This is a genomic window from Pseudomonas sp. KBW05, assembly GCF_003852405.1.
Classification (GTDB): domain Bacteria; phylum Pseudomonadota; class Gammaproteobacteria; order Pseudomonadales; family Pseudomonadaceae; genus Aquipseudomonas.
This window is the reverse complement of the sequence record NZ_QAJM01000039.1, coordinates 45,527-65,839: the sequence shown is the minus strand read 5'-3', so window position 1 is coordinate 65,839 and position 20,313 is coordinate 45,527. Positions and strand designations below refer to the sequence as shown.

The window sequence follows — 20,313 nt, the reverse complement described above, 5'->3', positions numbered from 1 at the left end:
GCTATTCCCTGCCCTGTCGCGCCTGTTCTACCGACCCGGCGCCAGGCTCTCCACTTGTGTGCCGCCGTTGATCCGCAGCTGTAATGGCTGGTCAGCCGGCAAGCCGTCGGGCACCTGCCAGCGCATGGTCGCCCCCGGCAATACGTAACCCATCAGGCCCTCCACCAATGGGCGTGACTGGGCACCTTGCTTGAAGCTCGCATCGGTCAGGCGCGCATGCACGGCGCCCTGGTTATGCATTTCCACGTAGTTGCGGCCCGCGACGGTGACCTTCTTCCAGCTCAGGTCCGGTTTGCCGGCGGTCTTGGGGTCACGGTCGCGGGTGCCGTCAACCTTGCTCCAAAGGCCCGGGCCGTAAGCGAACAACGGCACCGAATAGCGCATCTGAAAGCGCACGGCCGCTGCGGTCTTGCCGTCCGCCGCAGTGACGACGGGCTCGGCAGAGGGGATCTCGTCGATGATGATGCGATACGCCAGCTCCTGGCCTGGGGGCACTTCCTTGGTACGGGTCAAGCGCACCAGTTGCTTCTGCCCCGGCTCGATCTTCGCCACCGGCGGGCTGCCGATCACATCGCGCTGGTTCTGGTATTGCTCGTCGAACCCGCTCTGCGTCCAGGCAAATACGCGGATCTGCAGGTTGGCCGTCTCTGTACCGCGATTTTCCAACCACAACGCACTGGCCTGTTGATCGGCCTCCAGCACCGGATCAATCGGCCAGATCAGCACCGAACTGGCAGCCTGCACCTGCCCCGCTACCCCCAACACACCGAACAAACCCGCTACCCACCATTGCCGGGAAGCTGCATACATAGACCCCACTCCTTATGCCATTCGCCTTACCACGTCAGCTGCACCTGCAGCGTGTCGCTGTACGTCCCCCCAGGCGTATTGCCCGGTAGCTGCACCCGGCCGTAAATCGGCAAGGTGATGTTATTCGCGTTGGCGTAGGCCACGCTGACGCTCTGGCTGATGCCCAGGCTCTGGCTCAGCGCCGCATCGCGAAACAGCTGGTACGCCACCTTCGCCGTGCCGCTGTTGAGCTGCATCCGCCGCCCGCCGCTGTTATACAAACCGCCATCAACCGTCATGCTCAACGCCACCCCTGGCGTGCATTGCAAGACGACCGAGTTGGCCAGTGCCACCGACGCAGTGCTGGTCGCCAGCGCCGAATAGCTGCCGAACGCCAGGCTGCCGTAATTGCTGCCACCGCTGGCCACCAGACAGCCCGGGGTGATCGTCGCGCTCACCTGGAACGACTGACTGGTCACCGCCAACAGCGACACCGGCATGCCCCAGCCGATGCACAACGCCAACGCCGCCCAACCTGCCCGTTTCATGGCGGCTAGAACGTCAGGGTCACATTGATCGTGTCGGTATAGGTGCCCGCCGGCAGCCCCGCCTTGCCGGTGGCTTTACCGTAGATATTCACGGCCTGGGCCACACCCGTACTGGCGGCGAGAGGGATGACCCCACCGATGGCCACCAGATTCGAATGGCCGCTATCGGTATAGAGGTCGTAAGGCACGTAGTTGGCAACGCCGTCGAACAATGCGCGGGTGCCGCCGGTGGACTTGCCGTCATTGGCGCCACCGGCCACGGTCAGTGTCGGCGAGGTGCCGGCCGAGCACAGGATCGACAACGCGCCACCGCCGCCGCCCAGGACCTGGCCCGAAGACTCGGTAAACAAGCTGTTAGAGGCGCCGAAGGTCAATGCGCCGAAGCTCATCCCCCCGGTGGCCGCCGCGCCGTTGACCTGGCAGCTACTGGTCAGCACCAGGGTCGCGCCAATCGTCCCGGCCACCGTGGCCGCCTGTGACCCCGACACCCACGCCAGTGCCAGTAATGGAAAAACAACCTTGGATACACGTGCATGCATGATCTTCATCCTCATGGTTTACCAATCCAGAGTCACCGTCAGGGTGTCTGTATAAATGCCGGCCGGTAGGGCCCTGGTATTCGCCACCACCGAGCCGAATACCGGAATCGGTACTTGTGTGCCCTTGGTCACGACGAAATTGCGTTGCTGGCCGATGCTGTAGGCGCTACGCCCCAGAGCATCAGCCGACAAACGATAGGGAATGGTCTGACGCCCGTTGCTCAGGCGCCGTGTGGTGCCATCACCGTTGACGCCGCCGTCGATGGTCACCGTAAAGCTGCTGACCAGCGAGGGATTGCAGGACACGGCCAGCGGCGCCTTCTCGCCATCGGTGACACCGCTGGTCAAGCGGTTGTCCCAGGTCGGCCCGTGGCTGCCGAAATCCAGCACGGCCGCGCCACTGTCCGGGGTCACCGGGGTGGTGGCGGCGCCTTTGCTCACCTCGCAACTGGCGGTAATCACCAGGCGCGCGTGGATCTGCCCGGTGACCGCCGCCTGCGCGTCATCCGCCAGCAGCAACAAGCCGCCCATTGCCACAAGGGCCAAGCCGCGGCTCACCATGTGACCGTGACCTTGAGCAGGTCGGAATAACGCCCAACGACGGGAATATCCTTGAGCGGTTCAATACGACCGTAGAGGGGCAAATCGACGCTGCCGGAATCCGGCACCCGACCGCTGAGCGGCACATCCACCGGCAACGGGATGCGCCGCGCGGCGTCGGCATAAATGCGATAGGGAATGGGTTTGCTCGAAGGGGCAACGGCGCTCAGGTAACGCACTTCGCCAGTGCCACCATGCAGGCCGCCGTCAACGCGCATCTGATAGGGCGTGTCGGGGTTGCACTCCAGGCGCGGCTGGCGTTGGCTGATCAAGGCCGCACTCAAGGGCCCGGCCGGGTCGTCCAGACGCGGGCCGCTGCCAAAATCCAACACGCCCAGTTGCTCGATGCCCGCCTCGCGGGTGATACCCACCAACTGGCAACCCCGCTGCACGTCGATGCGCACTTCGACCTGAAGCTGCGCAGCGTACGCCGTGGTGCAGAGCGTCGCGCTTATGACTGCCAATACTGCTCGTCCCTTCACTGCCCCAAATCCTTGTACAGGGGTGACTGCTGTGTATGAGCCTAGCCAGTCAGGGGGAAACTGCCAGCTCACCGGGCAACGCAGGCGTGTCATGCTTTTTCGAGATAGCGCGAGGGGCCCTTCTGTATTGGTCAAAACGCGATGGCCGCCCTAAAGTAGGCGACCACCGGTAGACAGAGTGATCCCCATTGGCCGCGCTTTCACTGATCCGTCGCTTGCTCGGTAAAAAAACCGTGCCCCACGACGCTTCGCCTATCACCACGTTTTTTGCGCAAAAAGCCGCACAACAGGGCTATACCCTCAGCGCCGGGCAAACCCGCGCCATCAGCGCCCTGGCCCGCGAATCCCGGCACCTGCTGGCACGCCAGCCGACCCGCAGCCTGTACCTGCACGGTCCGGTGGGGCGCGGCAAAAGCTGGCTGCTGGACGGTTTTTTCCAGGCGCTGCCGATGGCCGAAAAGCAGCGTGTGCACTTCCACGATTTCTTTGCGCGGTTGCACCGGGGCATGTTCAAGCACCGCGCACAGGACGATGCCCTGGCGGTGACCCTGGACGAGCTGCTGGCCGATTGCCAGGTGCTGTGTTTCGACGAGTTCCACGTGCATGACATTGGCGATGCCATGCTTATCAGTCGGCTGTTCAAGGCATTGTTTCAGCGCGGTGTGTGGGTGCTGGTCACCTCCAACTACCCGCCCGCTGGCCTGCTGCCCAACCCGCTGTACCACCAACGGTTCAAGCCGGTGATCGACCTGATCGCCGCGCGCATGGACGTGTTGGAAGTCAGCTCGCCCGAGGACTTCCGCAGCCTGCCCCAAGCCCACAGCACGCAACGTTTCACCGCCGGGCACTACCTGTGGCCGGGCACCGCGAGCCAACGGGAAGCGTTCGACCTGCCTGCCGCGGATTGCCCTGCGCGGTCCCTGGCCGTCGGCAACCGCCAGTTACAATGCCGCAGGCTTCAGGGGCGCACCATCGCCTTCACCTTCAACGACCTGTGCGAGCAGCTCACGGCGGTGATGGACTATCTGCTGCTGTGCCACGACTTCGACCACTGGATCATCGACGGCCTGCCCGTGCTGGCGGATTGCCCGATTGCCGTGCAACAGCGCTTTATCAACCTGGTGGACGTGCTCTACGACAGGGACAAGCACCTGATCCTCATCGGTGAACAGCCCCTTGAACAGGCCTTGCACGGCCAGGCCATCGACCTTGCGCGCACGGCAAGTCGCCTCGGGCAATTGCAACAGAGCAGCGCGCAACCGCTATGATGAGCGCCATTTACGCCCCTTTGCCCAGAGACCGCGCCGTTCATGCATACCCTCGCCCAACTCAAGGCCGGCCAATTGGCCGGGATCACGCGCCTGGACCTGTCCTGCGGGCTGATCGAATTCCCCGAGGAAATCTTCGCGTTGGCCGACTCGCTGGAAATCCTCAATCTCAGCGGCAACGCCCTGAGTCGACTGCCCGACGACCTGCACCGCCTGCCGCACCTGCGCGTGCTGTTCTGCTCCGATAACGCCTTCACCGAACTGCCCGAATGCCTGGGCCAGTGCACCACGCTGAGCATGGTCGGTTTCAAGGCCAACCAGATCACCCACGTACCCGCCGCCGCGCTGCCGCCACGGTTGCGCTGGCTGATCCTCACCGACAACCAGATCAGCCAGTTGCCCGTGGAACTGGGCGAGCGGCCACTGCTGCAAAAACTGATGCTGGCCGGCAATCACCTGACGCAATTGCCAGAAAGCCTGGCCAACTGCCATAACCTTGAACTACTGCGCATCGCTGCCAACCGCTTCACCCGCCTGCCCGAGTGGCTGCTGGCGCTGCCGAGCCTGACCTGGCTGGCGTACGCGGGGAACCCGGTGGAAATGGCGGTGCAGCTGGCTGACGATGACAACACGCCGGACATTCCCTGGTCCGAGTTGGAACTGGCTGAAGTACTCGGAGAAGGTGCCTCGGGGGTGATCCACAAGGCCCTGTGGAAGCCCGCTGGGCAATCCGTCGCGGTAAAACTCTACAAAGGCACCATCACCAGCGACGGCTCGCCGCTGCACGAAATGCAGGCGTGCATCGCCGCCGGGCTGCACCCCAACCTGATCAAGGTGGAAGGCCGTGTCGTCGGCCACCCGGATGATCAGGCCGCGCTGGTGATGGACCTGATCGCCCCCAGCTACCGCAACCTCGCCGCCCTGCCAAGCCTGGCGTCGTGCACCCGCGACGTCTACGCGCCGGGAACGGTGTTCAGCCTGGACGTGGCTTTGCGCATGGCTCGAGGCATTGCCTCGGTGGCCGCGCACCTGCACCGCCATGGCATCACCCACGGCGACCTGTACGGCCACAACATTCTGTGGAATGAGGCCGGCGATTGCCTGCTCGGGGATTTTGGTGCGGCGTCGTTCCATGCCACGGCGGACACTGTAGAGACTCGGGCATTGCAGCGTATTGAAGTGCGCGCGTTTGGGGTGTTGCTGGGGGAATTGCTGGAGCGGGTTGACGCGGGGGTGAGTGAGGAACTGGTGGCGCTGAGCGAGCGTTGCTGCCAGCCGGATGTGCTGGCGCGTCCGGGCTTCGAAGAAATCGAAACACTGCTGCACTCTATCCAGCACCACTAAACCAATGTGGGAGCGGGCTTGCTCGCGAAAGCGGTGGATCAGTCGGTACATCTGTTGACTGACACTCCGTCTTCGCGAGCAAGCCCGCTCCCACACAAGCCAGCTCCCACATTGTGGACTGTGTTGATTCAGTTAAAAATCAGCCAGCCAGGCCGACGAACATATCCTGCACGTCATCATGGTTGTCCAGGCCTTCCAGGAACGCCTCGACTTCAGCCATCTGCTCATCGGTCAAACCGCTCACCGGGTTCTTCGCGATGTAGCCCAGCTTGGCCGACAGCACGGTGAAACCCTGCTCCGGCAGCGCTTTCTGTACGGCATCCAGGTCGGTGGTCTCGGTGATGAACAGGGTGGTGCCCTCTTCTTCGCCGTCTTCGAAATCCTGGGCGCCGGCTTCGATGGCGGCCATCTCCGGATCAGCATCCGGGGTATCCGGCGACGCTTCGATCAGGCCGACGTGGTTGAAGTCCCAGGCCACGGAACCGGAAGCACCCAGTTGGCCCTTGCGGAACGCCACGCGGATTTCCGCCACGGTGCGGTTGATGTTGTCGGTGACGCACTCGACGATCAACGGCACCTGGTGCGGCGCAAAACCTTCGTAGGTCACGCGGTGGTACTGCACGGTTTCACCCAAGAGGCCTGCGCCTTTCTTGATGGCGCGGTCCAGGGTTTCCTTGGGCATCGAGGCCTTTTTGGCCTGTTCCACCACCAGTCGCAGGTGGGCGTTGGTGGCGGTGTCGGCACCGTTGCGGGCGGCGATGGTGATTTCTTTCACCAGCTTGCCGAAGATCTTGCCCTTGGCATTGGATGCCGCTTCTTTATGTTTGACTTTCCACTGTGCGCCCATGACTCACTCTCTAATATCCATGGCGCCGAGACGTCTACTGGCCGGCGCTTTGGGGGCAGAGTTTATAGGGCAAAAACGCAACGTTCCACCAAAAAACCGTCAGGGCGCCAACTCGAAAAACGCCTGGATCAGGCGCAACGAGCGCCGCCGTTCCATGCAGCCGAGCATGTGCCGGTTGACCAGCCCAGCGCCTTGCAGGGCAATCGCCTTGACGCGCGGGTCCGGGCTGACCTCCATGGACGACACCACGCCTACCCCCAATTCAGCGGCGACGGCTTCGCTCACCGCTTCGCGGCTGTCCAGTTCCAGCAACACCTTGGGCATCACCGCCGCCGCCTGGCAGGCGTCATCAAAGGTGCGCCGGGTGATGGAGCTGGGCTCGCGCAGCACCATGATCTGCTCGTGCAGTTGCTCCAGGCGAATGCCCGTCGCCTGCGTGGCCCAGGCATGGTTGACGGGCACCAGCGCGCAGATGCGTGACTCACCCAACGCTTGCAGATGCAGGCCGTTGCGCGGTTCCACCTCGGTCAGCACCGCCACATCCGCATGCTCCGACAGCAACGCCGCCAACGTTTCCTGGGCATTGCCCAGGCGCAGGTTGACGGTGATGCCAGGGTAACGCGCACGCAGGCTGGCGATCATCGGCATCACCAGATGCGGGCCGTCGGCCGCGACCTCCAGGCGTCCGGTGAGCAATTGGCGGTTGGCTTCCAGCATCGTCTGCGCCTCATCCACCAGGCCAAAGATCGCCCGGGTGATGGCCGCCAGCCGCGCGCCTTCCTCGGTCAGCTCCACCCGTCGCGCGGTACGCCGCAGCAAGGGGATCTGGTAGTGCTCCTCCAGCGCCTTGATATGCCCGGTCACCGCCGGCTGGCTGATAAACAGCCGCGCCGCCGCCCGGGTAAAACTGCCCTCACGGGCCACAGCATCGAATGCACGCAGTTGGAATAGATTCATAGCTATCGGCCTAACTGATAGCTCGCATAACAACAAACAATTTGATTGATAACAAGCCAAACTGCAATTTAGGCGCCGTAGCTTGAACCGAACGCTTGACGAGGACCTGCAATGACCGCGCCTATCCTGCTCACCCCAGGCCCCCTGACTACCTCCGCCCGCACCCGCCAGGCGATGATGGTGGATTGGGGCTCGTGGGATGAACGCTTCAACCAACTGACCGCCAGCGTCTGCGAGCAACTGCTGGCGATCATCGACGGCGCCGCCAGCCACCACTGCGTGCCCTTGCAAGGCAGCGGCACCTTCGCCGTCGAGTCCGCCATCGGCACGCTGGTGCCGCGCGATGGCAAGGTGCTGGTGCTGATCAACGGCGCCTACGGCCAGCGTCTGGCGAAGATCTGCGAAGTGCTCGGCCGCGATTTCAGCACCTTTGAAACCGCCGAAGACCAACCTAGCACCGCCGCCGATGTGGACCGCCTGCTGCACGCCGACCCGGCCATCAGCCATGTCGCGTTGATCCACTGCGAAACCAGCACCGGCATCCTCAACCCCCTGGCCGAGATCGCCCAGGTGGTGAAACACCACGGCAAGCGCCTGATCGTCGACGCCATGAGTTCCTTCGGCGCCCTGCCCATCGACGCCCGCGAAGTGCCCTTCGACGCGCTGATCGCCGCTTCCGGCAAATGCCTGGAAGGCGTGCCCGGCATGGGCTTTGTCTTCGCCGACAAACAGGCATTGGCCGCCGCCCAGGGCAACTGCCATTCCCTGGCGATGGACCTGTTCGACCAGCACGCCTACATGGCCAAGACCGGCCAATGGCGCTTCACCCCGCCGACCCACGTGGTCGCCGCCCTCCACGAAGCGCTGCTGCAATATGCAGAAGAAGGTGGCCTGCCCGCACGCCAGCAACGCTATGCACGTAACTGCCAGACGCTGCTGGAGGGCATGGCCGAACTGGGCCTGCGCAGTTTCCTGCCGGCCGCGATCCAGGCCCCGATCATCGTCACCTTCCACGCGCCACAAGATGCGCGCTACCAGTTCAAGGACTTCTATTCGCGGGTCAAGGCCAAGGGTTTCATCCTCTACCCGGGCAAATTGACCCAGGTGGACACCTTCCGCGTCGGCTGCATCGGCCACGTTGACGCCGCCGAGATGCACGCCGCCGTCGCCGCCATCGGCGAGGCGCTGCACGCCATGGGCATTACTCTTTCATCTATCGGATCGCCAGCATGAACTATCAAAACCCCAAGACCCTGCAAGCCGTGATCCTCGATTGGGCGGGCACCGTGGTCGATTTCGGCTCGTTCGCACCCACACAGATTTTTGTCGAGGCGTTTGCCGAGTTCGACGTGCAAGTGTCCATCGAAGAAGCCCGTGGCCCGATGGGCATGGGCAAGTGGGACCACATCCGCACCCTGTGCAATCAGCCGCAGGTAGCCGAACGCTATCGCCAGGTGTTTGGCCGTACGCCGACGGATGACGACGTGACCGCAATCTACCTGCGCTTCATGCCGTTGCAGATCGAGAAAATCGCCGAGCACTCGGCGCTGATCCCCGGCGCCCTCGACACCATCGCCGCCCTACGCGGCCTGGGCCTGAAGATCGGCTCCTGCTCCGGCTACCCCAAGCAAGTGATGGATAAGGTCGTCGCCCTGGCCGCGACCAACGGCTACGTCGCCGACCACGTGGTCGCCACCGACGAAGTGCCCAACGGCCGCCCCTGGCCCGCCCAGGCCCTGGCCAACGTGATCGCCCTGGGCATTGACGACGTGGCGGCGTGCGTGAAGGTCGACGACACCGTGCCGGGGATCCTCGAAGGCCGCCGCGCCGGCATGTGGACCGTGGCGCTGACTTGCTCCGGTAACGCGCTGGGCCTGACCTACGCGCAATTCCGTGACCTGGATGGCACCACCCTCGCCACCGAGCGTGCGCGCATCGAAACACTGTTCAAAGGCTCGCGCCCGCACTACCTGATCGACACGATCAACGACCTGCCGGGGGTGATCGCTGATATCAACGCGCGGTTGGCCCGTGGGGAAATGCCACAAAGCGACTGATGGAGGTCAAGACAAAGGCATTTGTGCCAGGCGCGCCGCTCAAAACCGGCATACAGTTAAGTCACTGCGTCACTCAAGAACGCACTGCTATTCCGTGATGAAACTGTTTGCCCTGATGAGTGAGGAAACCAGCAATGCCGTGGAAAAACTCCGATACGCGTTACAGCACCATGTCGATTGCGTTGCATTGGTTGATGGTGGTGCTGCTGGCGGTGGTCTACGCCTGCATTGAATTGCGCGGCCAGTTTCCCAAAGGCAGCGGCGCACGCACGTTGATTGTCGAGATGCACTTCATGCTCGGCCTCACGGTGTTTGTGCTGGTGTGGCTACGCCTGTTTGCCCGCAGCCTGGGCGTGGCGCCGAAGATCGTGCCGGCGCCGCCGCAATGGCAAAGCCTGTTGGCGACGCTGATGCACTTTGCGTTGTACGCGTTGATGATCGGCATGCCGATTGCCGGCTGGCTGATCGTCAGTGCCGAGGGTCACTCGGTGATGTTCTATGGCATGGAATTGCCGCCGCTGATCGCCGAGAACAAAGCGCTGGCCAAGGAGATTGAAGGCTGGCACGTGTGGTTTGGCAAGGCCGGGTATTGGTTGATCGGGCTGCATGCGTTGGCGGGGATCTTTCACCATTATGTGCTGCGCGATAACACTGCCTTGAGAATGATGCCAGGTGGGAGCGGGCTTGCTCGCGAAGGCGGCGGAACAGCCACCAAAACGGCTGACTGATAGATCGCATTCGCGAGCAAGCCCGCTCCCACATGGGATCCGCGCTAGCCTGCAAAGCCCCGACTGCCCTGAAGGCCGCCGGTGTGGATGAAGATCAGGCGAGTGCCGGGGGCGAAACGCCCGGCCTCGATCTGTTGCTTCAGGGCCAACAGCGCTTTGCCGGTGTAGAGCGGTTCCAGGGGCAGGCCGCAGGTTTTTTCGGTGTGCTCGATAAACGCCAGTAGCTCTGGATCGACTTTGGCGAAACCACCCCGGCTGGCGTCCAGCAGCTCATAACCGCCCTGCACGAGCGCCCCAACGTTCTGCGCCACACCGTGGTCGTCCGGCACCGCCATGGCGCCGTACACCGTGTGGGCGCCCGCCTCCGTCAGCACCAGCCCGGCCAGGGTGGTGCCGGTGCCCGCCGCCAACCACCAGCCGTCGTAATCGGCCCAGCCCAGCACGTGCAACTGCGCACGCGCCTGCGTGACCAGCACCGCGCAACCCTGCGCACCCGCGAGCCCGCCGCCGCCTTCGGGCACGGGATGCAAATCGGGATATTGTTCAAGCCACGGCAACCAGAAACCCGGCTCATGGCGCGCACGATAGCCGCCATAACCCAGCCAATGCAGCTGCATGCCGAGCGCTTTCAGGTCGAGAACGGTGGGTGTGTCTTGGGGATGGCCACGCAACAGGCCGACGGTGGCGAAACCAAAGCGTTTCCCCGCCGCCGCCAGCGCGTGCAGATGGTTGGACCAGGCGCCGCCGAGGCTGATGATGCCGTTGGCGTGTTGCGCTTGCGCCAGGTGCCCGCTGAGCTTGAACCACTTGTTGCCACTGATCAGCGGGTCGATGCGGTCCAGGCGCAGTACGGCCAACTCGACGCCTTGCAGCCAGTCCAGGTGCAAGGGTTCGAGGGGAGCGTGGGGAAGCCAATCGAAGGGGCCCATCGGAATGCATCTGCATGAAAAAAGGGCCGGGTAGTCTAACACCCCCACTCGGCGCTAATGCTGTGGAGTCATGCACCTGTGGCGAGGGAGCTTGCTCCCGCTGGGCTGCGTAGCGGCCCCAAAGCTTGGGAGCGCTGCGCACTCCAGCGGGAGCAAGCTCCCTCGCCACAAAAGCTCCCTCGCCACAGGGTGTGTTGCTCGGCCTGGCGACCTTACAGCTCGGCGGCCAGTCGCGAGCCCTGGTTGATGGCGCGCTTGGCATCCAGCTCGGCCGCCACGTCGGCGCCGCCGATCAGGTGCACGTTCTGGCCAGCGGCAACCAAGCCGTCCTGCAACTCGCGCAGGGGGTCCTGGCCGGCGCAGATGACGATGTTGTCTACCGCCAGCACCTGAGGCTCACCCTCGGCGCCGATGCGGATATGCAGGCCCTCATCGTCGATTTTCAGGTACTCGACGCTGTTGAGCATCTGCACCTGTTTGTTCTTCAGGCCGGTGCGATGAATCCAGCCGGTGGTCTTGCCCAGGCCGTCGCCGACCTTGGAGGCCTTGCGTTGCAGCAGGAACACTTCACGCGCCGGCGCATGCACCTGCGGCTTGATCCCGGCCACACCGCCACGGGCTTGCAGTTGGGTGTCGATGCCCCACTCCTTCCAGAACGCTTCACGGTCCAGGCTGGTGGACACGCCTTGATGGACGAGGAACTCCGAGACGTCAAAACCGATACCACCGGCACCGATCACCGCCACGCGTTTGCCCACCGGCTTGCGCTCCAGGATCACATCCAGGTAGCTCAACACCTTGGCGTTCTCGACGCCCGGGATGGCCGGGGTGCGCGGGGCAATGCCGGTGGCGAGGATGATCTCGTCATAGCCGCCCGCCTTGAGTTGCTCGACATCCACGCGGGTGTTGAGGCACAGCTCCACATGGGTGGTCTGCAATTTGCGTTTGAAGTAGCGCAGGGTTTCGAAAAACTCTTCCTTGCCCGGCACACGCTTGGCGATATTGAACTGACCGCCGATCTCGCTGGCGGAATCGAACAGCGTCACTTGATGGCCGCGCTCGGCGGCTACCGTCGCCGCGGCCAAACCGGCTGGGCCGGCGCCGACCACGGCGATTTTCTTGATCTGCTTGACCGGCAGGTAGTTCAGCTCGGTCTCATAGCACGCGCGCGGGTTGACCAGACAGGTGGTCAGCTTGCCGCCAAAGGTGTGGTCCAGGCAGGCCTGGTTGCAGCCGATGCAAGTGTTGATCTCATCGGCGCGCCCAGCAGCCGCTTTGTTGACGAACTCCGGGTCGGCGAGGAACGGCCGCGCCATGGAAACCATATCGGCATCGCCTTCGGCGAGGATCTGCTCGGCGATTTCCGGGGTATTGATGCGGTTGGTGGTGATCAGCGGGATCTGCACCGCACCGCGCAACTTGGCCGTGACTTTGCTGAACGCGCCACGTGGCACTTTGGTGGCGATGGTCGGGATACGCGCTTCGTGCCAGCCGATACCGGTGTTGATAATCGTCGCACCGGCCTGCTCGATGGCCTTGGCCAGTTGCACGATTTCTTCCCAGGTGCTGCCACCTTCCACCAGGTCGAGCATCGACAGGCGGAAAATGATGATGAAATTCGGGCCGACGGCCTCACGCACGCGGCGCACGATTTCCACCGCGAGGCGCATGCGGTTCTCGTAGCTGCCGCCCCAGCGGTCGGTACGGTGGTTGGTGTGGGCGGCGAGGAACTGGTTAATGAAGTAGCCTTCGGAACCCATGATTTCCACGCCGTCGTACTCGGCGACCTGGGCCAGCAGCGAGCAGGTGACGAAATCCTGGATCTGTTTCTCGATGCCCTCCTCGTCCAGCTCCTTGGGCTTGAACGGGTTGATCGGTGCCTGGATCGCACTCGGCGCCACCTGCTTGGGGCTGTAGGCATACCGGCCGGCGTGGAGGATCTGCATGCAGATCTTGCCGCCTGCGTCGTGCACGGCCTGGGTCACGATCTTGTGTTTTTGCGCTTCGTCGTCGGTGGTCAGCTTGGCCGCGCCGGCATACACCCCGCCTTCATCGTTCGGGCCAATGCCCCCGGTGACCATCAGGCCCACGCCGCCACGGGCGCGCTCGGCGAAGTAGGCCGCCATGCGCTCGAAACCGCCGGGCTTTTCTTCCAGGCCGGTGTGCATCGAGCCCATCAGGGTGCGGTTGCGCAAGGTGGTAAAACCCAGGTCCAACGGGGCCAGCAGGTGCGGGTAGGCAGCAGCGGTCATGGTACAGCTCCACAACGGATCATCACGGGACGTGGCGCACTCGAACGGCGTGCCATCGGTTTATGTCCCACAGCCTATGATTCGCTGGACTACGGCTCAATGACCGAAACTGACAAGTTATTGATCCAAATGCGCAGAGCCCCTTGGCAAGCCGTGCCATGGGCCCTAACCTAGTCGGCGAACCCTGCACACGGTCTGTTGTCTGTTGCCCCATGCGTAAACTTCTAGCGTTCACCGTCACCCTGGCCCTGGTTGCCGCCGTCGCCGCGTATATGGTCTGGACCCAGGAGCGCCCTGTGGCGCATTACCTGTCAGACCTGCGCATCACCTTGGCCGTCAACGAAGGCGAGCCTGCCGAGCGTGGCAACGTGCTGGGCATCCAGCCGGAGTTGTTCCCCGCCGACTATCAAAGCCTGGAACGCCTGCACCTGAAACTCGCGGCGTACCTGCAAAGCGCCCGCGACCAGGGGTTGATCAACGACAAGACTATCGTGGTGCTGCCGGAACATATCGGCACCTGGCTGATGCTCACCGGCGAAAAAAACGAGGTGTACCAGGCCCTGCACGCCAAGGACGCGATGAACTGGCTGTCGGCCAGCAATCCGTTGCTGTTTGCCCGTGCGTGGCTCAGCGCCACGGGTGACAACCGCATGGACGACGCCTATCTGCGCATGAAAGCGTCTGGTATGGCACGGGACTATCAGCTGCTGTTTGGTGGTTTGGCCAAAGAATTTGGCGTCACCCTGGTGGCAGGCTCCATCGCCCTGCCCAACCCCAGCGTGAACCAGGGGCAATTGCACGTGGGCCATGGCGCGCTGTACAACGCCAGCCTGGTGTTCAACGCCGACGGTTTTCCGCTGGGCCAGCCGCAGCGCCAGCTCTACCCGATCTACGATGAACGCGGCTTTATCACGCCCGGCGATGAGAATGTCGTCAGTGTGGTCGATACCCCGGCTGGGCGCCTCGGCGTGCTGGTGGGCAGTGACAGCTGGTATCCAGACAACTACCGCAAGCTCAACGAACAAGGCGCGCAACTGATCGCGGTGCCAGCCTTTGTGCTCGGTCGTGATACCTGGGACCGACCGTGGCGCGGCTTTAAAAGCGTATCCACCCCGCCGGAGATCAGCCTCAAACCCGAAGAACTCAGTGAAGGCGAGGCCTGGCGCCGCCTCACGCTGATCAGTCAGCAGCCCATCAGCCAGGCAACCGCCGGCATGAGCGTATTCCTGCGCGGGCAGTTCTGGGACCTGGGCACCGCCGGCCACAGTTTTCTCAGCAACAACGGGCAGATCAGCGCCGACGGTGAAGCCCGGGGCGCACGTTTGTTGAATCTCTGGCTGTGAAGCCGGTACGCCTGGGGGATCTGTCGGTGGGCTTTGTGCACACCTTGGCCGATGCCATTCAAAGCCACGGCCTGGACCCACAACCGCTGCTGCTGCAGTACGGCCTGGACCCGGCGCGCCTCGCCGAAGCGGGTGCACGCTTATCCATCCCCCGTTATATGCGCCTGGGCCATGCCGCCATCCAGCTGACCGGCGAGCCGGGCCTGGGCCTGCGCATGGGCCAACTCAGCCGCTTGAGCCAGGCCGGGCTCGCCGGGGTCACCGCCGCCCAGGCGCCCAACGTGCGGGAAGCGGCGCGCACACTGACACGCTTCGAAGCGCTGTACGGCTCCAACTATCGTGGGCAGTCGAGTTTTCATGAAGATGCCGAGGGCGCCTGGCTGCGGTTCTATTCCATCAGCCCCTACAACGCCTACAACCGCTTTGTGGTGGACTCGATCATCGCCGGCTGGCTGCACCAATTGTCAGGCCTGGCCCAGCAGCCCGTGCAGGCACAACGCATCGAAATCGAGTTTGCCGCGCCGGACTACGCCGACGCCTACAGCGTGCTGGGGGAGGGTCCGATCCAGTTTGGCGCCGAATCCAACCAACTGCGTCTGAACCAACAGACCCTGGCCCTGCGCAATCCACAGCATTGCCCCAGTACCTGGCACTTTTTGTTGCAACTGTGTGAACGGGAATTGGAGCAGTTGACCCGCACCCGCAGCTTGCGCGAGCGCATTACCCGGTTGCTCGGGCCGATGCTCAATGGCGGCCGGGAACCCGACCTGGAAGAAGTGGCGGCACGCTTGAAACTGCCGACCTGGACACTGCGCCGCAAACTGGCCGATGAAGGCACTCAGTTCCGCGCGATTCTCAACGACACCCGCCGCGACCTGGCCATGACCTACATTCGCGACACGGAGTTGGCGTTCGGCGAAATCGCCTACTTGCTCGGTTTTGCCTCGGCCCAGGCGTTTCAACGGGCGTTCAGGCGATGGAACAACCAGACCCCAGGGGAATTTCGCCGCAGTCAGCGGCATTCCGCCTGAAGTCGGGGTTACAGCTCGGTGGCGTCGTCTGCGGGTTCCAGCGGGTCCAACTCGATTGCGCTGAACTCAAGCAGTTCTTCCTGGTAGTCGTCCATAGTGGGCTCCTTGTCTGATTGAAAGCGGTTGCAGGTAAATGACCTGCATCACCAGCCTAAAGTGCCGTCGTGACGAAAAAAAGTCAGCGTCATGACGTTCCTGCACTCCAAGATTAAACGTAGCAGCGTTACATCGATTTAGCACTTGGATTTTTAGTTGCAATTGCAATCAAATACAAAACTCCATTAGGGTACGGGCATCCGTCTTCAGGGAACCCACCCATGCCCGCCTCCACTGCCCACGCCGCACAACTTTGCATCGCCGCGCTGAATAGCGCCGCGCATTCGCACAACTCGCCGCTCTACACGGTGATGACCATGGCCAACACCCTGGAATCAAGCAGGCAGGCCTGGGTGATTCGCGCTCAGTCCCGCTCGCGGCGGGTAGGCAGCTGGCCCAGCTGGTTTGCGCGCAATACCGCAGAAAAACCGCTGCTGTACCTGCACAGCGCCGCGTCGTCGGCGCAATTGTGTGCGCTGTCCGCGGAGACGGCGCAGCGTGGCATTCTGTGCAATGACATCGAGAACCATCCTTCCGCCTGGCCCAAGGGCGCGCAGCCGTCCCTGCCGTTGTGGCTCGCCACCAACCCGCACTGCCTGCCATACGATCCGGCTTCGGGCACAGAAACTCGGGCGATTGTGCTGGCGGGGCTACACGCGCTGTATATCGACGGCAAACCTGGGTTTTATTACCTGGCGTTGCATGATCGAGACGGTGCGCGGACCTTGAGCGAGCAGGACCGTGAGGACGCCCTCAAGGGCATGTATCCGCTACAGCGCGGCCATACGGGGGATGTGCGCTTGCTCGGCGCCGGCCGGGCGCTTGAAGAGGTCGTCCACGCCGCGCGCTTGCTCAAGCAAGATTGGAATATCCGCGCACAACTGTGGAGTTGCCCCAGCTACACGCGCCTGGCCCGTGAAGCGGCGGCCGCTGAACGCTGGAACCGCCTGCATCCCACAGTGCCCCGGCGCAGTTGCCACTTGCGCAGTTGCCTGCCGGGGAGTGAAGCGCCGGTGATCGCGGTCACCGGTTACCCGCAGCCGATCGTGGATCAGTTGGCGGGGTATGTGGATGCCCGGTTTGTACCGCTGGGAGCGGGAACAGTGCAGGCTTCGGCGCCGAGCCGCTATTGGATTGTGGTCGCGGCGCTCAGGGCGTTGGCCGATGAGGGGCGTATCGATTCACAGCAGGTAAAAACGGCGATGGCCCGGTATCCACTGGCATGAAGTGGGCTTCAAGGTGCTTCAGATTTTGCTGCGGCTGCGAACTGCCAACGTGGCTGTGCGCTCCAGGGTATCGGCAAACACCTGGCGCTGCTCCGGTTCAATTTGCGACAGGAACAACTCATCCACCGTGCTTTCGTAGATCTTCCACATTTTCTTGCGCAACACCTTGCCCGCCTCCGTGATGGTGGCGAATGACCCACGGCCATCGCCGTCAGAGCGCGAACGCACCACCAGCCCATCTTTTTCCAGACGGTCCACCAGCCGCGTGAGGTTGTAGCGCTCGATGGCCAGCACATCCGCCAGCTCGTGCATGCGGCGGGTGCCCTCGGGGCCGCTTTCCAGGCCCCACAAGGCGTCGTACCAGGCATAGGCCGGCAATCCGGCAACGGCCAGGCGCCGTTCGATTTCACGGATGACGGTCCTGTGGGCCCTGACAAAACGGAACCATACATCCGGCTCTTTCGACGACATGCAACACCATCCGGGGAATTTCAAGAAGGTTGCAATAGTAGCTCATCCCGCGCTAGATTCGGCCATGTAGTTGCAATTGCAACTACATTGGCGGCACTCCCACAAGGAGCCCGCCACCTGAAATCCGCCTACCTTGGAGCCTCACATGTCCCCGAACAACGCAGTCAGACACGACGACGACCCACAGGAAACCCGCGAGTGACTGGAGTCCATCGAATCGGTGTTGTCCACCGAAGGCCGCCCGCGCGCCCATTACCTGATCGATCAGTTGCTGGACTTCGACGTTGCGCGCCATGGTGATTTCTACGGGCGAGTCACCACCCCCTACGTCAACACCATTGCGGTGGACCGCCAACTGCCCTACCCGGGCAACCTGGCCATCGAGCGTCGCACCAATGCCTACATCCGCTGGAACGCCATGGCTATGGTGTTGCGGGCGGGCAAACATTCCGGTGTCGGTGGGCATATCGCTACCTATGCGTCAGCCGCTGTGCTGTATGACGTAGGTTTCGACCACTTCTTCCGTGGCCGAACCGACACTTTTGACGGCGACCTGGTGTACATCCAGGGCCATTCCTCACCAGGCATCTATGGCCGCGCCTATCTCGAAGGCCGCATCAGCGAAGCGCAACTGGACAACTTCCGTCGCGAGGCCGGTGGCGAGGGTATTTCTTCCTATCCACATCCACGACTGATGCCGGATTTCTGGCAATTTCCTACGGTGTCCATGGGCCTCGGGCCGATCACCGCGGCGTATCAGGCGCGCTTCATGCGTTACCTGGAGTTGCGCGGCCTCAAGCAGCACCAGGGCCGCAAAGTGTGGGCGTTCCTGGGTGATGGCGAGATGGACCAGCCGGAATCCCTGGCGGCCATTTCCATGGCCGGGCGGGAGAAGCTCGACAACCTGATCTTTGTCGTCAACTGCAACCTGCAACGCCTGGACGGCCCGGTACGCGGCAACGCCAAAGTGATCCAGGAATTCGAAAGCCTGTACCGCGCCGCCGGCTGGAACGTGATCAAAGTCATCTGGGGTAGCGGCTGGGATGCCCTGCTGGAGCAAGACCAGAGCGGCCTGCTGCGCCAACGCATGATGGAGTGCGTGGACGGCGACTACCAAAACTACAAGTCCCAGAACGGCGCCTATGTGCGCGAACATTTCTTCGGCAAATACCCGGAGCTGCTGGCACTGGTTGCAGACATGTCCGACGACGACATCTGGCAACTCTCACGAGGCGGGCATGATCCGGACAAGGTATACAACGCCTACGCCGCCGCCCTGCGTCACACCGGCCAACCCACGGTGATCCTGGCGAAAACCGTCAAGGGCTTTGGAATGGGTGAGGCGGGTGAAGGCCAGAACATCAATCATCAGTTGAAGAAAATGGGCGCGGATGCGGTACGCGCCTTCCGCGATCGCTTTGGCCTGGAAGTCGCTGACGAGCAACTCGCCGATATTCCCTACCTCAAGCCCGCCGCCGACAGCGAAGAAGCCCGCTACTTTGCGGCGCGTCGCCAGGCTCTGGGCGGCTACGTGCCGGCGCGTCACAGCGCCGTCGCCCCCCTGCAGATTCCCGAACTGGCCACCTTCGCCACCCAACTTCAGGACACGGGCGCGCGCGCGATCTCCACCACCATGGCCTTCGTGCGTATCCTCGGCACCCTGCTCAAGGACCCGCACCTGGGCAAACGGATCGTGCCCATCGTGCCGGATGAGTCACGTACCTTCGGCATGGAAAGCCTGTTTCGTCAGATCGGCATCCATTCCGCCGTAGGCCAGCTCTATACCCCACAGGACGCAGGGCAACTGAGCTACTACAAGGAGAGCAAGGACGGACAGATCATGCAGGAAGGCCTGAACGAATCCGGTGCCATTTCCTCGTGGATTGCCGCCAGTACGTCCTACAGCAACCACGGTTTGATGACGGTTCCGTTCTATATCTTCTATTCGATGTTCGGCTTCCAGCGGGTCGGCGACCTGACCTGGGCAGCCGGCGATGCGCGGGCGCGGGGTTTCCTGCTGGGGGCCACCGCCGGGCGTACTACGCTGATGGGCGAAGGCTTGCAGCATGACGATGGCCATAGCCATATCCTGTCGTCGGTGATTCCGTGCTGCGTGTCCTACGACCCAACCTTTGCCTACGAGCTCGCGGTAATTATTCGCGAGGGTATGCGGCGCATGTATGTCGAGCAGGAGGACGTTTACTACTACATCACCCTACTCAATGAAAACTACCCGCACCCGGCGATGCCGGACGGTGTGGAGGAAGGCATTCTCAAGGGCATTTACCCGCTCACCCAACACGCGCAAGCGCAGGTACAACTGATGGGCAGCGGCTCGATCCTGCGGGAAGTGATTGCAGCGGCTGAGTTACTCGAGAAGGACTTCTCCGTGCACAGCACTGTGTGGAGCGCACCCAGCCTCACCGAACTGCGCCGCGACGGGCATGAGGTGGAACGCTGGAACCTGTTACACCCGCAAAGCGCGCCCCGGGTGAGCTATGTCGAACAGTGCCTGGCCGGTCAAACCGGGCCGGTGGTGGTGGCGACCGACTACATGAAATTGTTTGCCGATCAGATTCGCCCGTTCGTCCCCAGCCGTCGCTTTGTTGCGTTGGGCACCGATGGCTTTGGGCAATCGGATACGCGGGAAACCTTGCGTGCGTTCTTCGAGGTGGACCGCCACTTCATCGCACTGGCGGCGCTCAAGGCGCTGGCGGATGACGGCGTGATCGATCGCGATAACGTCAGTGAGGCGATCAGGCGCTACGGGATCAACGTCGACAAGGCCAACCCCGTAACGGTCTGA

General features: G+C 62.9%; 19 protein-coding genes. 9 read left to right on the top strand and 10 right to left on the bottom strand.

The features are described 5' to 3' along the window. Nucleotides 1-27: 27 nt before the first annotated feature. Genes DBR46_RS26690 through DBR46_RS26670 form a run of 5 tightly spaced genes read right to left on the bottom strand, consistent with a single transcriptional unit; the run spans nt 28 to nt 2,958 of the window. Entirely contained in the window at nt 28-810 is a 783-nt protein-coding gene (locus tag DBR46_RS26690) for a molecular chaperone (RefSeq protein ID WP_124528895.1), read from the bottom strand. Nucleotides 811-836: 26 nt separating this feature from the next. Then, a complete protein-coding gene (locus tag DBR46_RS26685; RefSeq protein ID WP_124528893.1) occupies nt 837-1,337 on the bottom strand; it encodes a spore coat U domain-containing protein in 501 nt (166 codons plus the stop codon). 5 nt (nt 1,338-1,342) lie between these two features. Continuing rightward, a complete protein-coding gene (locus tag DBR46_RS26680; protein WP_124528891.1) occupies nt 1,343-1,876 on the bottom strand; it encodes a spore coat protein U domain-containing protein in 534 nt (177 codons plus the stop codon). Between the two features lie 18 nt (nt 1,877-1,894). After that, the gene (locus DBR46_RS26675) at nt 1,895-2,437 is read right to left on the bottom strand and encodes a spore coat protein U domain-containing protein (RefSeq protein ID WP_124528889.1); all 543 of its coding nucleotides are present in this window, start codon (nt 2,435-2,437) and stop codon (nt 1,895-1,897) included. After that, nucleotides 2,431-2,958: a spore coat U domain-containing protein gene (locus DBR46_RS26670; RefSeq protein ID WP_124528887.1), complete on the bottom strand. Its 528-nt coding sequence runs from the start codon at nt 2,956-2,958 to the stop codon at nt 2,431-2,433. The genes DBR46_RS26675 and DBR46_RS26670 overlap by 7 nt, the downstream gene beginning before the upstream one ends. Before the next feature lie 188 nt (nt 2,959-3,146). On the opposite strand from DBR46_RS26670, the gene zapE reads away from it, so the two are divergent. After that, nucleotides 3,147-4,226 (top strand): cell division protein ZapE, encoded by a 1,080-nt coding sequence (gene zapE / locus DBR46_RS26665; protein ID WP_124528885.1) that lies wholly within the window; start codon nt 3,147-3,149, stop codon nt 4,224-4,226. 42 nt (nt 4,227-4,268) lie between these two features. Next, on the top strand, nt 4,269-5,570 hold the full coding sequence (locus DBR46_RS26660; protein WP_124528883.1) for a protein kinase: 1,302 nt from the start codon (nt 4,269-4,271) through the stop codon (nt 5,568-5,570). Between the two features lie 139 nt (nt 5,571-5,709). Here the strand turns inward: DBR46_RS26660 and DBR46_RS26655 are convergent, their stop codons facing one another. Together DBR46_RS26655 and DBR46_RS26650 are read right to left on the bottom strand one after the other, a co-directional pair. Continuing rightward, nucleotides 5,710-6,417 (bottom strand): YebC/PmpR family DNA-binding transcriptional regulator, encoded by a 708-nt coding sequence (locus DBR46_RS26655; protein ID WP_122306558.1) that lies wholly within the window; start codon nt 6,415-6,417, stop codon nt 5,710-5,712. A 99-nt stretch (nt 6,418-6,516) separates the two neighbouring features. After that, the gene (locus DBR46_RS26650) at nt 6,517-7,374 is read right to left on the bottom strand and encodes a LysR substrate-binding domain-containing protein (protein WP_124528881.1); all 858 of its coding nucleotides are present in this window, start codon (nt 7,372-7,374) and stop codon (nt 6,517-6,519) included. 111 nt (nt 7,375-7,485) lie between these two features. Here DBR46_RS26650 and DBR46_RS26645 point away from each other — a divergent pair, with 111 nt between their 5' ends. The 3 genes from DBR46_RS26645 to DBR46_RS26635 all read left to right on the top strand — a co-directional run bounded on the left by DBR46_RS26645 (nt 7,486) and on the right by DBR46_RS26635 (nt 10,159). After that, entirely contained in the window at nt 7,486-8,607 is a 1,122-nt protein-coding gene (locus tag DBR46_RS26645; protein WP_124528879.1) for a 2-aminoethylphosphonate--pyruvate transaminase, read from the top strand. Beyond that, nucleotides 8,604-9,431 carry a phosphonoacetaldehyde hydrolase gene (phnX, locus tag DBR46_RS26640; RefSeq protein ID WP_124528877.1) on the top strand — a complete coding sequence of 276 codons (828 nt, stop codon included), beginning with the start codon at nt 8,604-8,606 and terminating at the stop codon, nt 9,429-9,431. Before DBR46_RS26645 ends, phnX begins: the two co-directional genes overlap by 4 nt. Nucleotides 9,432-9,565: 134 nt before the next feature. After that, complete coding sequence (locus DBR46_RS26635) at nt 9,566-10,159, top strand: cytochrome b (RefSeq protein WP_124528875.1); 594 nt, start codon at nt 9,566-9,568, stop codon at nt 10,157-10,159. A 44-nt stretch (nt 10,160-10,203) separates the two neighbouring features. On the opposite strand, the gene DBR46_RS26630 is transcribed toward DBR46_RS26635, so the two are convergent. Both DBR46_RS26630 and DBR46_RS26625 read right to left on the bottom strand, forming a co-directional pair. Then, on the bottom strand, nt 10,204-11,088 hold the full coding sequence (locus DBR46_RS26630) for a 1-aminocyclopropane-1-carboxylate deaminase/D-cysteine desulfhydrase (protein ID WP_124528873.1): 885 nt from the start codon (nt 11,086-11,088) through the stop codon (nt 10,204-10,206). A 212-nt stretch (nt 11,089-11,300) separates the two neighbouring features. After that, the gene (locus DBR46_RS26625) at nt 11,301-13,340 is read right to left on the bottom strand and encodes an NADPH-dependent 2,4-dienoyl-CoA reductase (protein WP_124528871.1); all 2,040 of its coding nucleotides are present in this window, start codon (nt 13,338-13,340) and stop codon (nt 11,301-11,303) included. A 212-nt stretch (nt 13,341-13,552) separates the two neighbouring features. Here DBR46_RS26625 and DBR46_RS26620 point away from each other — a divergent pair, with 212 nt between their 5' ends. The 3 genes from DBR46_RS26620 (at nt 13,553) to DBR46_RS26610 (ending at nt 17,036) form a co-directional block, all read left to right on the top strand. Beyond that, nucleotides 13,553-14,683, top strand: a complete 1,131-nt coding sequence (locus DBR46_RS26620; protein ID WP_124528870.1) for a carbon-nitrogen hydrolase family protein — start codon at nt 13,553-13,555, stop codon at nt 14,681-14,683. Continuing rightward, nucleotides 14,680-15,714, top strand: coding sequence for an AraC family transcriptional regulator (locus tag DBR46_RS26615; protein WP_124528868.1), 1,035 nt, complete (start codon nt 14,680-14,682; stop codon nt 15,712-15,714). The genes DBR46_RS26620 and DBR46_RS26615 overlap by 4 nt, the downstream gene beginning before the upstream one ends. 317 nt (nt 15,715-16,031) lie before the next feature. Beyond that, nucleotides 16,032-17,036: a pyruvate dehydrogenase gene (locus DBR46_RS26610; RefSeq protein ID WP_124528866.1), complete on the top strand. Its 1,005-nt coding sequence runs from the start codon at nt 16,032-16,034 to the stop codon at nt 17,034-17,036. Nucleotides 17,037-17,054: 18 nt separating this feature from the next. On the opposite strand, the gene DBR46_RS26605 is transcribed toward DBR46_RS26610, so the two are convergent. Next, nucleotides 17,055-17,507: a MarR family winged helix-turn-helix transcriptional regulator gene (locus DBR46_RS26605; RefSeq protein WP_124528864.1), complete on the bottom strand. Its 453-nt coding sequence runs from the start codon at nt 17,505-17,507 to the stop codon at nt 17,055-17,057. A gap of 202 nt (nt 17,508-17,709) precedes the next feature. On the opposite strand from DBR46_RS26605, the gene aceE reads away from it, so the two are divergent. Then, on the top strand, nt 17,710-20,313 hold the full coding sequence (aceE, locus tag DBR46_RS26600; RefSeq protein WP_256659402.1) for a pyruvate dehydrogenase (acetyl-transferring), homodimeric type: 2,604 nt from the start codon (nt 17,710-17,712) through the stop codon (nt 20,311-20,313).